Annotated in this window: 11 protein-coding genes and 1 pseudogene; all 12 read right to left on the bottom strand. The window is 47.3% G+C overall.

What is annotated here, in order from left to right; genetic code table 11:
- Positions 1 to 150: 150 nt before the first annotated feature.
- Positions 151 to 735: a Maf family protein gene (locus tag ACUZ8J_RS02795; RefSeq protein ID WP_446692999.1), complete on the bottom strand. Its 585-nt coding sequence runs from the start codon at positions 733 to 735 to the stop codon at positions 151 to 153.
- 2 nt (positions 736 to 737) lie between these two features.
- A complete protein-coding gene (gene mreD, locus ACUZ8J_RS02790; RefSeq protein WP_446692998.1) occupies positions 738 to 1,226 on the bottom strand; it encodes a rod shape-determining protein MreD in 489 nt (162 codons plus the stop codon).
- Positions 1,226 to 2,300, bottom strand: a pseudogene (mreC, locus tag ACUZ8J_RS02785) (rod shape-determining protein MreC). Before mreC ends, mreD begins: the two are co-directional and overlap by 1 nt.
- A 44-nt stretch (positions 2,301 to 2,344) precedes the next feature.
- A complete protein-coding gene (locus ACUZ8J_RS02780; protein WP_011624203.1) occupies positions 2,345 to 3,394 on the bottom strand; it encodes a rod shape-determining protein in 1,050 nt (349 codons plus the stop codon).
- A gap of 342 nt (positions 3,395 to 3,736) precedes the next feature.
- The gene (locus ACUZ8J_RS02775) at positions 3,737 to 7,234 is read right to left on the bottom strand and encodes a DUF6701 domain-containing protein (protein WP_446692997.1); all 3,498 of its coding nucleotides are present in this window, start codon (positions 7,232 to 7,234) and stop codon (positions 3,737 to 3,739) included.
- Positions 7,235 to 8,330: 1,096 nt separating this feature from the next.
- Positions 8,331 to 8,786, bottom strand: a complete 456-nt coding sequence (locus ACUZ8J_RS02770; protein WP_446692996.1) for an MSHA biogenesis protein MshP — start codon at positions 8,784 to 8,786, stop codon at positions 8,331 to 8,333.
- Positions 8,776 to 9,639 (bottom strand): PilW family protein, encoded by an 864-nt coding sequence (locus tag ACUZ8J_RS02765; RefSeq protein ID WP_446692995.1) that lies wholly within the window; start codon positions 9,637 to 9,639, stop codon positions 8,776 to 8,778. The genes ACUZ8J_RS02770 and ACUZ8J_RS02765 overlap by 11 nt, the downstream gene beginning before the upstream one ends.
- The gene (locus ACUZ8J_RS02760; RefSeq protein ID WP_446692994.1) at positions 9,639 to 10,190 is read right to left on the bottom strand and encodes a type IV pilus modification PilV family protein; all 552 of its coding nucleotides are present in this window, start codon (positions 10,188 to 10,190) and stop codon (positions 9,639 to 9,641) included. The genes ACUZ8J_RS02765 and ACUZ8J_RS02760 overlap by 1 nt, the downstream gene beginning before the upstream one ends.
- Complete coding sequence (locus ACUZ8J_RS02755; protein ID WP_446692993.1) at positions 10,180 to 10,668, bottom strand: type II secretion system protein; 489 nt, start codon at positions 10,666 to 10,668, stop codon at positions 10,180 to 10,182. Before ACUZ8J_RS02755 ends, ACUZ8J_RS02760 begins: the two co-directional genes overlap by 11 nt.
- Positions 10,669 to 10,974: 306 nt before the next feature.
- A complete protein-coding gene (locus ACUZ8J_RS02750; protein ID WP_446692992.1) occupies positions 10,975 to 11,490 on the bottom strand; it encodes a type II secretion system protein in 516 nt (171 codons plus the stop codon).
- An 84-nt stretch (positions 11,491 to 11,574) separates the two neighbouring features.
- Positions 11,575 to 12,192 carry a pilin gene (locus ACUZ8J_RS02745; RefSeq protein ID WP_446692991.1) on the bottom strand — a complete coding sequence of 206 codons (618 nt, stop codon included), beginning with the start codon at positions 12,190 to 12,192 and terminating at the stop codon, positions 11,575 to 11,577.
- A 76-nt stretch (positions 12,193 to 12,268) separates the two neighbouring features.
- On the bottom strand, positions 12,269 to 12,763 hold the full coding sequence (locus ACUZ8J_RS02740; RefSeq protein WP_446692990.1) for an MSHA biogenesis protein MshF: 495 nt from the start codon (positions 12,761 to 12,763) through the stop codon (positions 12,269 to 12,271).
- Position 12,764 lies beyond the last annotated feature (1 nt).

Raw genomic sequence — 12,764 nt, 5'->3', positions numbered from 1 at the left:
GCGACCGGTATTCACGACTCACCCCATTAGGGAAATTAAATTAATCTCAGTATGTGTTAAGCCTGAAAACCTATATCACAGAAGTTTGTCTAGCGGATACTCAACTAAGGCCTCATATTGCGCCCGTTAACGAGTCGCTTAATCCATGGATTAGCCTATGCCCGCCTCGGATAACAGCTCGCGGGTTTCCACTAAGGGCAGGCCCACGACGCAGGAGTAACTCCCCTCAATGGATTCGACAAAACAACCGCCCAAACCTTGGATCCCATAGCTGCCCGCCTTATCCATTGGCTCCAGTGAGGCAACGTAGGCATCGATGTCGGCGTCCGACAGCACGCAAAAACGCACTAATGTTTCGACTAAACGTACAGAGGTTTGGTCAGTCATAGCTAAGGCGACAGCTGTCATCACAGTGTGCGCCTTACCCGAAAGTGCGCGCAGTACCCGCTTGGCATCGGCCTCATCTACAGGCTTACCTAATATTTCGTTTTCAAGCACGACGATAGTATCAGAACCTAATACGGCAGGCTGTGACATGCCTGAGCATAATGCAAGCCCTGCCTGGGCTTTTTCGGCCGCGAGTCGCTGTACATAGTCGCGAGGTAACTCACCTGCCCTAGGGGTTTCGTCGATATCCGGTGCCACTTGGGTAAAACGAAACTCGGCGCGGCCTAAACCAATATGAGTCAATAACTCTTTACGGCGCGGCGAGGTTGAGGCTAAGACTAAATTCACGACTAACGAACCTTATAATGACGTCGAACACGACGTAAAATCCAAAAAATCCATGGCCAGAATGCCAGCCCCGATAGTGCGGGTAAGAACAGATCCGTATGGAACTTAGCGCCATCCATCACAAACTCGACCCAGTAGATAATTAGGTGATAGATAACGATCAGCACCATCACCACCAGCGACTGTTGCCACTTAGGGAAGTTACGTAAACGCTGGCAATGCAAAATCGCAATATAAATCACCAGCGACATGGCCAGCGAGCGCACGCCTAAGGTGGCGCCGAGTAGAATATCGAGGGCCAATCCCATCAGCCAGGCGGTGAGAATGTTATATCTGTGGGGCAGCGCAATAGACCAATAAATTAAGACCATCAATAGCCAATCGGGACGCCAGGCATCGACAATCGAAGGCAGCGGCATAATCTGGCTCAGGAGCCCGACAAAGAGGGTCAACCATACCACGAGTCTGCCATTAGCAGCTTGTAAACTCATTAGTGCACCTCGGCTGGCGGTTGAGTGGTGGCTGCATTCGATGCACCATTAGCATTGCTTGGTGTCGCAGCGGCGTTCGGCGCTGTCGTATTAGGAGTGGTGCTATTAGGAGCAGTGGTATTAGGTGCTGCATTGCTAGGCGCGCTCGCATTAGCTGCCGCGCCTTGAGAATTAGCACTGCCAGTGCCGGCATCGGGCTTAACTTCTTCCGCAGGATGATCCGCCGCAGGCACAGGGAGTTGGTTCGGTAAAGTCACGCCAGAATCTGGGGATGGCCAAATCAACAGCAGATAACGAATCCTATCGAGCGCCGCTAACGGCTGAGCCGTGACACGCGCGTAGCTCTGACCATCTTCGGTTAAGACTTCCATGACCCGCGCCACCGGATAACCTTCGGGGAAACGATTACCAAGGCCCGAGGTCACTAATAAATCGCCAACGCGAATATCGGTACTCTTGGCCACATGGCGCAGTTCAATCTCATCGAGCTCACCAGTACCGTTAGCCACTAAGCGCACATCGTTACGGGTAATTCGCACGGGTAAACCGTGGGACACATCGGAGAGCAAGAGCACACGGCTCGTCATCTCACTGACCTGTACAACTTGACCGACGACGCCCTGGGCATCAACAACGGGTTGACCAACAAATACCCCACTGCGCGAACCGTGGTTCAGCACCACATAATGATGGGAAGGATCGCTAGCCACCTCCATCACTTCGGACCATCTTGCGGGAATCCTGATAGGCAGGCGACCCCAACAAGGCCCGTAAACGCTCGTTTTCCTGACGCAGATGCTCGAAACGCTGCAGACGCTCACTCATTAATAATTGCTGCCTTAACAACTCTTTATTTTGCAATGCCAGCATATTACGGGTAGCAAAACTCTCCGATGACCAATCGAGGATCGCACTGGGCACACTCGCAAGGTATTGGATGGGACTTAAGGCTGATGAAAGGGATTCACGGGCAGGCTCGAGACGGTGATTTGCGGCGAGCAAAATCACCGACAGGATAATTGCCAGTGTTAAACGGAACTGGTTCGAAATACCACGAACAAAAATAGGCTTCATAGGAAAGCTAAGGCGGTGATTAACCGCCCCATACCGAAGTTAGATTAGGTTTCTTCGGAGAACAGATCGCCGCCGTGCATATCAATCATTTCAAGGGCTTTACCACCACCACGCGCTACGCAGGTCAGAGGATCGTCCGCCACCATGACTGGAATTCCAGTTTCTTGCATCAATAAACGGTCTAAATCACGCAGTAAGGCACCACCACCGGTTAATACCATGCCGCGCTCAGAGATATCAGACGCTAATTCTGGCGGCGATTGCTCTAATGCCACCATGACTGCACTCACAATGCCTGATAATGGCTCTTGCAGTGCTTCTAAAATTTCGTTGCTGTTCAGCGTGAAGCTACGAGGTACACCTTCGGCCAAGTTACGACCGCGGACTTCAATCTCTAATACTTCATCGCCTGGGTAAGCAGTACCGATAGTGTGCTTGATGCGCTCAGCCGTTGCTTCACCAATCAAGCTGCCGTAGTTACGACGTACATAGTTGATGATGGCATCATCAAACTTGTCACCGCCGATACGGACAGAAGAGGAATACACCACACCGTTCAAGGAGATAATCGCGACTTCAGTGGTACCACCACCGATGTCCACAACCATAGAACCTGTGGCTTCAGATACAGGTAAACCCGCACCAATCGCTGCGGCCATTGGCTCTTCAATCAAATAGACTTCACGGGCACCTGCGCCCATGGCTGACTCGCGAATCGCACGGCGTTCAACTTGGGTTGCGCCAACAGGAACACAGACTAAAACACGTGGGCTTGGACGAAAAAAGCTGTTGTTATGCACTTGTTTAATAAAGTGCTGCAACATTTTCTCTGTCACATAAAAGTCGGCAATCACACCGTCTTTCATCGGACGGATTGCTTGGATATTGCCAGGGGTACGGCCTAACATTTGTTTGGCTTCTGTACCGACAGCGGCAACAGACTTCTGACCAGAACTACTACGCTCACCACGTATAGCAACAACAGAAGGCTCATTGAGGACTATGCCTTCATCACGAACATAAATTAAGGTGTTAGCTGTACCCAAATCGATCGATAGATCATTAGAAAAAATGCCACGCAGCTTCTTGAACATGTAACTAGCCTGTATTCTGTGGAGTCAGAAGAAAAGAAAAATCAGCTAACTTTATCAATGCCACCCTGATTCCACAAGACCGTTGAGGTTAACAATCGCTAATGGAGTGATTTTTTTTCAAATGTGCCGCTCAAAAACACTATTTAATCGAAAAAAGCGCTTTATTGATGAAAAATCCAACAGTTAAAAACCACTCTCAATACAAGTTCGCAACATTAGTAAAACCTGTTTCTTGCATTTTTCCTCTGTATCACACTTTGCAACGTCGCCTCAAAAACCATCGCCTCATGATCAATCACCAAAGCGGAAACCCAATTCAGCAAAATCAAATTGAAAACCGCTTTAATTGACCTCTCGCCAGTAGATGATTCTGTCATGACCACGGTAACGACCAAAAAATGCACTCGCACGGGGATCGGATAAGCTAGTTGGGGAGACCCCATTCCAGTTCCAATACCATTCTAACCAAGTCGGTACATCTAAAGGCGCGGTCACTTGGCCGCGATATAAATTGCCACTTGAGGTGAGTGCTCGCCACAGCAAATCAAATTGCCCTGCTTGGAATGCTGCTGTAGCGCCAGAGCGATTAATACTCTGCCCTGTGGTCAAATCCGGATCAAAGTGATAACCCAGCCCTGCATTATCCACCTGCGACCCAAGGCCGTAGGTAGCAATAGTGCAGCTATCATCGCCATTTAATACCCAATTAGCCCCATTCCAATATTCGGCTCGGGTCGGCATCCTGAGGATTTCAGTTTCTGGACCATAGGTATTGTCCATCACCACCCTGCCGTGACGCAGGATCTGTGTAGTAATTTTCTTGGCATTACAGTTTGTGCAATTACCTGTGGTTGCCGCATCCATATCAGGTGATGCCACATAGCTGAAAAGTCCATTTGGCCGAGGATCGTTATCCATCAACTGCATACCAATATCGAGCAGCTCGAAGGGACCATCTTGATATAGATTCGTCGTCACATTCGGGGTGACTCGGCTCAAGTTAGCGCGGTAAGCGCCATCGACCGTCGCCACACCTTGAACCCAACTCGCCGCGTTGACGGGCAAGGCACTTAAGCGACTCTGTAAGTCGATACCATTGTTATTGTTCTCCCCCACCAATTTGGCGGTCGCGAGGGAGTATGGTGGGAAATAGTTCTGCGTCACCGCGCCACCGATATTTAAGGCTTTGAGGCTCATCGACATCGGGAAGGGTTGATCCATATAGCTAAAACTGCCACAGGCAGGCACGACAGAAATATCACCCACTAAGAATCTGTCGGGCACAAAGCGGCCAATATTGGCTGAATAGCCAATCGGAATATTTAAGCTGCTGGCGGCACCGAGATAGTTAGGGCTTGCCTGCGCCGCGATTTGGAATACCCCTACTTCGCTAATCGTCTGATTGGTGATGCTATTAAGGTTATTAGCTTGGATAGCATGACTATAGGATGCCACACCTAATGCGCCATCATGGCCACCACTGGCAATGTTTGGCGCCACGACCTTACTGGTTAGTGTCATGGCCTGGTCACTAAAATTAGGCGTAGATAAGTTGCCCGAACAAAAGTCCGTATCGCCGTCTTTCTCCCAAGCCATTGCTTGGACCGTCATTCCGAAATTCTGCCCCGCTTTACGGTAGGCATTACAGCTCATATCTGCACTTGGGCAACTGGCGCTAGCATCCACGGGTTTGACGCACAAACCCGCTGGCACACTGACAAATTGGTCCGAACCTATCATTACTAAGCCTTGCTCGTTGCCACTGCCGATATATTGGGCATCGAGTTGTAATTTGCCCGCATCGGGATAATTCACTGAAATGCTTGCCTGCCCGTTAGTATCAAACAATAGATTCAGCGCCGTAGGCGAGGCGCTTGAAGTGCCAATGGCCGTATTGTTGATAGTGACGGCTTTTGGCGAGATAGGCGCACTCGGAGTGTGATAACTGCTCCAGAAATTCAATGTCTTGGTCTGGCTCTGAAAGCTTGGAACACACTGCTTTGTCACATCGGATTTTTTCACCGCTTTGACTAACACCTGCTCGGGACGATTCGCACGCTTATCGGGCACATCGAAGACAAAACCACTGTCGGCGAAGGTAAGTGAACAATTGTTTTCACTCAGGCCCCCATTCCCAATACGGCAAAGGGTTTTACTTAAAGGTTTGGTTGTCGGGCTTGAACCTTTCACCCCCAAGGTCACAACGCCAGGGGTGTTACGTCTTAGCTGCAACTGAGTGCTGCCATTGCTAAAGCTCACCTGATTGCCACCAATCCATATGCCTTCGGAGGCCGATTCGGGTAACAAGGTCGCCGCTAAAGGATCGGTAAAAAGCTGGCTACAACTGGCGTTGGCGCAGGCTCGAATCGTCACAGTTTCGGGGTTACAGGTTAATCCCTGCCCCGTATGGTCAAACTCAAAATGATCGATTTGCGCGCCAATTGGATTAGACCTCAAGGCACAAATTTGAACGTTATCAATTTCATGGTTGTTATTCGAGCCACCGGTTGACCCAGTGAGCGACAACAAGAAATCACTCGGTGTCGCCGCTTGCCCCGTTTGCGCGATAGCATTAAAAGCAGGGATTAAGGTGACAAATCCTGACCCCGTATTACGCTCAATCTTCACCATCGACTGACCGGATACCTGCGAGTCGATAGTGATTTTATAGCGGTGCGCAGGCGAGACATTATTGCCATCGACCGTGGGTGATAAACAGTTGCCACTGGTATTACTGGTACCGTTATTACAGGTGCCCCGTAAATAGCGGTATCCCGAGGTGCCAGCACCAGAGCCGCGTACTGCAACCGACTGACGGCGCTGGCCAATATTGTAACTACCGCCTTCGCCGGAGAAGTTACCAAATTCATCGATCCCGATACCCAACCATCCACCAGCAAAACCATTGATACCGGGTTTAAATCCATAACCTAAAGGCCCACCAAAGGCGCCGGGCTGGGGGGTGATAGCAGCATCTGATAACACCAACGCGATACCGTCGGCACCATTGCCACCATAGGCATAGTGGTCAAATTGGATCTCAACTAAGTTATTGGCTGCGGGGAATAATCTTTGATAGGTCGAGGCCGTGGATTGATTGGATTTTGCCTCGGTTAAGCGCATACGACCACTGACAATAGCAGGAGTAAAAGAACCACTACTACGGGATACTACCCAGTCGTTACTTAAGGCACTCTGGGAGAAATTATCGTTAAAACATTGCAAAACAGGCGCTACTTTCTCAAGAGCGACAAAACCATAACTCTCAGCCATATGATTTCGCTCAGAGTCCTGATAGGTATCTTCATCGTTAACCATGCTGACTTGTGTCGGAGTTAAATTACAGCGCCTTAACCAGCCACCATCCCCCCCATTTCGAGAGTTTTTCCCAGCAACTAAGGTCGGTGCATTGATAAAACCCGTTAATGCAGTATTAAATGCACACTGAGATGCCAAACTAGATCCACCTGCGCTCGAATTCGTAAGGCTTGATTTAAATTGATAACGAACATCTTCACCATTCAAACTGATAATCCCTAACGAACTAGGAACTGCAAGATATCCTATGGATTCGTATTCTAAATATTTGATGTTATCCGGCTGACAATGGGGATTATTTGAATTTTTAAATACCTCAGACACATCCATGTTTAGTCGAATGCCTGCGGCAGTAGGCTCTGCAACACTCGTTAACCAACAATTATTATTATTGGTTTGAATTTGGTTAAGAACTACATCATAACTATTGTCCAAAGTGACATTTGACCAGTTATCTTCAGCCATACCTAGGGCATTATAGGTATCAATTCTGCCAGCCCTTAATGGAGTTCCATCAGACAAAACGTGTTCACCTGGCGTAACCGCAATCCAATGTATTTCAGGCATATTTGAGGAAGATTGAGCGCTTCCTGGGGGTTGTCTCTGAGCCCAAGTAAAACCTGTAGATGTGATTGAATTGATGAAAACTGCAGATGGTCCATCGTTATTTGGGTTAGAAGTATCTATCGTTGGCATTAAAAATACTAACGGTCTAACTCCAGAAGGGAATGGATTATCAAAAATAACGGTGTTTGTGGTTGCCTTTCCATACTCAAGCTGAAGGCTCGCATTACCGACAATATTGGTAGCACCATTAATGGTTAATGATCTTGATGTAATTCTACCTCGAATAATATTTTCATGATTTATAGTGATATTCGCGTCACTGTAGATATATCCATTAATCTCAATATTGGCTGTATTGAACTCAATATCTTTGTAGACAAGAAACAGCAAGTCACCTGTATTTTTTTTATTAAATTTTAGTGAACCAGACATATAAACAGAGTTTTTGACAAAAAAGCGTACTTTGCCCGTAGTGTTAATAACGGGAGTACCACCTGTAACAGAAAAATTCTCGACCCAATAATCCCCAGCGTGCAAATTAAGAACAATAGAGTTATTCAAAATTAAATTCTTAATCTTATAGGTTGTATGAGCAGGTGAGAATGTTAGATTACAACCATTTCTATCTAGAATTAAGGTATTAAATTCGGTCGTATTATCAGCACCGAGAGTCACATCAGGCTGGCACTGACCATAATCAATACTGGTGTTACCATTACTTGCCTGAAATAGATTCTCTGTTTTGGTTAAATTTAGTCCGGCAATATCTTGCCCTGTAATATCACAATAACGTACGCCCCCTGAGCCATCATCACAGACATTATTAGGCATGCTAGTCCCCGCTTTATTGCTACGACAATAAGCTAAATCTTGGCCTTGGGTTCCATCAATAAAACCACGATACATGGTCAAGTTCGATGAGGGACTCGCACAACCACTTGCGGTGCCATGATGCCCTTGCACTACTGCGGGAAAGTATTTGTCATAGTCCACATTCTCAAAAGCTTGAGTAGCATAGCTATAGAGTAAAATAGACAGTATCAATACAAATCTAACCACGGGCTTCTACCTCGACTTGACGGCTCACGCGGGTATCCCCACTCTCACATACCGCTTTGCTATTAATCCGAAACTGAGTGACCGCGCCGACGGAATAGGATGCACAACTTAAACTCACGCTACAGGCATGAAACCCCACCACATTGGGCGGCGTCCAAGAGCTTGCAACACTAGTACATGTCGCCGTCGCATTGGCGGGGGCATTTAATGGAAATAATTGCGCCAGTGCCGCATCGGCACCGCTGTTCGCCGCCGCTAAGGCGCGAGTTCCCCACACTTCTTGAGTTAATCCGGTATCGGCATCTTCCACTATATTGATTAAGGCGGCGGCCAATAAAAACATCACGGTAATGACAAAAATACCTATGATTAAGGCGCTGCCACCTTGGCGGTGAGCCGAACACTGACGATATGCTGAGCGCGATAGGCTAAATAAGTTAGGGGACATTAATCACCTGCACTTGATGTCGATATTGAAATGTCTCGCCGTTGACATTAAATCGCGGTTGTAAATGCACCATAGCATTATTGACTAGACTCGATGGCGTTAATATCAGCGGTAAATCGGCACTGTCGTTCAATGCATTGGCCACATTCTGCGCCATTAACACCCCAGCGCTCATGCTGCTAGGCATGGGTTGGCTAACATTCAACCCATAACCAGTATAACGCTTTAAGGTTAACTCATTGCTGGAGGCCGATTTTTCAAAACAATAACTCACAGGACTCGAACCAAAATAGATCCGCTGCCGCGTTGATGCTTCGGCAAAGCGTGTTGATGCCATAAAGGTAAGAGTGACTTGATTAGCCGGATTAGGCGGCTCACCTGGGGAGGTAAAAGTCTTAATCTGTGCCCGTTTTTGTCTGGCACTGTTATAGACATCGCTATCAGTCAAAGGATAAATCCAAATATATTGGTTGTCCTTAATGTTATCGGTCGCATTGAGAATTACTGTTCCCGTTAAAGCTGCGGCACTCGGCACAATCGGCATAGCTAAATAGGTGGTACTCGCCTCAATAGGGACAAATTCAACGCACTGATAGGTTAAGCCATTACCATTGAGCCGCACACTGTTAGGCACGGCACTGCGCAGCTCACGGGTCATACGCTCGACAGCGAAACGACTCTGGCTTAGCACTTGATCAACCGAGCTCGACTCCACAAAAATCCGCGTGCCGAAAATAATAAAGCTACTCACGCCCACCACCAGAATGCCTAGGATAAGGATCACAGTGACCATTTCGACTAAGGTAAAACCCCGTTTGGAGCGCGCCATGCGCTTTGCGGATAACGCGACCATTAGTAATTGCTCCTCACCAGATTGTAAGTGATCACTTCGTTATCTGGGGTAGTCACATTAATGGTCACTAACTTGGTATTGGGTGCAGAACCATAGGCCACAGAGACACTTAATTGATAGTTCGGGTACGCCTGCGCATAAGTTTGGCTGGAATTGAGCATTGTGGCGTTTTGAGTTAAGCCGTGATAGTCATCCACATCGTTAAAATCGTTACGCCCCTCACCCGCTTCAGGCCCTAATACGACTGAGCAGCTACTGCCTAATGGACTCCCGCAAGCAGGCACACCGCCATTGGCATTGGTATTTTGATCATAACGCTTACCCCAAATCTCATTCATCACCGAGTGGGCAAGTTCGGCACTCTTGACTCGATGCAAGGTCTTGGCAGCGCGATCCGCCTGCGGAAATAACATACTACTGAGCATCACGATAGCAATGGCAATGACTAACATGCCAACCACTAATTCAATTAAGGTAAACCCCTGTTGTTTAGCTTTTGAGGATGCTTTTACTGATGTGCTTATCGAAAACAGCCGAGGATTAATTCGCATAAATATAGCCCTCGCTGGAGATATTAATCGCCACAGTATCATTGGCAATCACATTGATACATGGCCCATTACACGCAAGCGATGCTCGACCATTGATATCAAAATCAAGGTAAAAGCTCTTGGCATTGTTACTGATAAGCACTAACTGCGCGCCACCTTGAAAAGCTTGGCTGGATAAAGGGTTAGGAGACAATGGCGAGCCCGTACAACCAGTGGTATTTCGACTGGCAAACTGACTCACTTGGTAACCCGTCGCCGACGCAACAACGCGGTAACATCTATCGGTATTATTCAGGGCTTTTTGCTGAACCTGGCGCAGCTCGGCCATAAATTCATTGCGCAGGCTAAAGGCGCTGTAGGATGACTGGCTAAATAAGCGCGGCAATACCGTCACCGATAGTATCCCAATCAGGATAATAGTGGTCACGAGTTCGACTAAGGTAAACCCAAACTGTCTACCGCTGGAAAATCTACGCATTGTCCGCTTTGCCGTGATGCTAGGTTCTAGGTTCTAGGTTCTAGGTTCTAGGTTCTAGGTTCTAGGTTCTAGGTTCTAGGTTCTAGGTTCTAGGTTCTAGGTTCTAGGTTCTAGGTTCTAGGTTCTAGGTTCTAGGTTCTAGGTTCTAGGTTCTAGGTTCAGTTTCTGCCAACTTGATTCGTAAGGCAAATATTTCGCCTAAACAAAAGAAATAATTAGCAAATTCATTTTATTACAGCCAACACTCCGATTGATTGCTGACCTAAAAAAAAGGCCTGCTAGGCAGGCCTTTTTCCGTAATTCAAATTAACAACCACTATCTGTAATAACATACTTAGGCAGTTCACCTGGGGTGGCTGGATTTGCTGAAGTATTAGCCGCTTTTGCTTCTGTGTAGGTTAGAAAACAATTGGCAGGAGCTCCATGTTGATAAATCTTAGCAGTGCCAGGTGTGCCAGCTGTTGGCTCTATAATCCAATCTGCAGTAACAAGCTGAGGATCCGCTTTAACATCGAAAGTAATATCCATACCAGCTTCTAATGATGCTTTTGTTGCAAGCATATAACCATCAAGAATTGCGATTGTTCCAGTGTCTCCCAGCGAAACGCTCGGCTGTGAACCCTTTTCTTTACCAGCTAATGCAGCTTTTGAGTACACAAGACTATTCGCCCCTTGAATAGCTCCTTTTAGTCCTTGTAATGCAGATGTACGCGCATCACCTTGCAGATTAATAAACTTAGGTGCCGCTGTGACAGCAAGAATACCTAAGATGATGATCACAACAACTAATTCGATTAAGGTAAAACCTTGTTGTCTTTTCATATAAAACTACCCTTATTTGAGAACCAAGTAACTTAGTCAGTTAAAAATAAACTACTTAAAAGATAAACCAATTAAAACATTTAATTAAGGCTTAAATGGTGTTTGAGTGAAACTTAATACTTTGCCCGTACCAGGGTTATACACCACCCCTTTAGCACCCGCAGTCGATAAATCTGGCGCTGGCGTCGGTACACCTGTGGTTTGGTTTAGCACCAGTGAAGCCACTTGGTGATACACACATAGATCTAAACCGCTTACGGACGTGCCATTAATCGCATTTGAGCTTCCGCCCGCACCATCGATAACGCGCACTGTATAACGTTGATTGCGCGCATCTTGCGAATAAAGCACGTTACGCGGTGCACTTTGCAACACAGTATTAAATACCTGCTGACAGCTTGCATCGGTCATCGCCGTCGCATCGGTACCAGAGGTGCCCGTTGGATAACCAAAACGCGGGTCGAGGGACACTGAGGTACCGTCTAAGATCACACTGCTATTTTGGCGACCATCGACTTCCCATTGTGAACGCACAAAACTCACTGCGGTGGATAAACCACCCGCGACTCCGTCCACACTGGCATCTTCAGCATCATCGGTGACATTTAAAAAACGAGGGATCGCGGTTGCGGCCAACAGACCCAAAATTACGATCACAATGACCAGTTCAATCAATGAAAAACCATCTTGCTTAGTCTTCATTCGTCTCTCCCTATCTTGATGAAAGTCCATTCTAACAGCTAAATCAGTTTAAAAAAGCCCGTTACTTAACAATATTTTACGGAAACGTCAAAAAAATGACCCTGCCAGAGTTGAGCTGATAGCCGATACTGTCCCCATTTTGCGCGCGGTAACGGCAGCAATTATCCTTAGCAAAATACGAGCCGATAAGAGATTCGTCCCCCTGCTCCTGCCCCATTAATTGTTGCCACAATCGCTGACACGCTTGGTCATCCAACTGGCTAGGTTGTGGCCAACCCTGCGCATTCATCATCACAAAGGTTTGTTCATTATTTGTGCTTTGTTCGCTAAACACTTCCCAATCTAGTCGCATTTGCGGCGGTTTGCCAAGGGACAACCATTGAGAACGCACCATAGCCAACACGTTTAAGAAGCGCGTATGCTCTAACTCCACATTGCGGGCGGCCAGTTGTGGCATAGTCGCAAAATATTTAAATCCAATCACCGCGAGAATAATCAAGATCAAGGTCAGGCTAACGAGCCGCCCATACACACGTAATAGATCGCTTTCGGCCTTCTGTTGGCTCTGCATC

It is taken from the genome of Shewanella sp. Koi 1 (assembly GCF_052907445.1).
This window is presented reverse-complemented; position numbering and strand designations above follow the sequence as displayed.